At 29.2% G+C, this 651-nt stretch carries 1 protein-coding gene; it reads right to left on the bottom strand.

Going from position 1 to position 651, the window contains the following annotated elements; all coding sequences use genetic code 11:
* The coding region (locus J3U24_RS11500) for a hypothetical protein (RefSeq protein WP_267331143.1) at positions 1-439 on the bottom strand (439 nt) is incomplete at its 3' end.
* Positions 440-651 lie beyond the last annotated feature (212 nt).

The raw sequence follows: 651 nt of genomic DNA on the forward strand, positions 1-651 counted from the left end.
TGGAAACAACCATTATCTGTCCTCTTTCTAAGTTAAAATCTAAAAGTGCATATGGTTCTACAAAACCTAAAAGAGAAAACTCCCTATCCCTGTTATCCGGAGGAAATTCGTAATAGACAACTTTTTTATTATATACGTATACAACTGTATTAGAAAGATGTTGAGCTATTCCAAAGTCAGGATTCTCATCAGAAAATTCTACTTTTTTGACATCAATATTTTGTTCCTGCATTAATGTAATATAAAGTCCACTAATACTGCCACTGATTAACCAAACTTCATCCCATTTAAAATTGGTATAATCAGAGAGTTTTATGGTTTGAGGGTGATTTTCTTCTATATCTTTTAATGCTTTTTCTAAAGGTCTTTCACTGTTGCAACTGGTTAATGTTACTATTGATATGAATGTTATCACTAATAGTATTATTATTTTATTCATTTCTAATTTCTTAATATTTTTTTGCTTTAGGTATGGCCATAAACCAGACTATGTCTTCTTGTTTAACCTCTAAATTGTTTAAAACAATTTGTTAGCAGTTTATTTCAGTTTTTTATCCATATTTTCATAGATCTTAATTGGCTTAATGGGGATTAATGTTTTGCCTTTTACTTCAAACTCAGAATTATTACTGGAAACAACCATTATCTGTC

This window comes from Gilliamella sp. B2785 (genome assembly GCF_026537005.1).
Classification (GTDB): Bacteria; Pseudomonadota; Gammaproteobacteria; order Enterobacterales; family Orbaceae; genus Gilliamella; species Gilliamella apicola_E.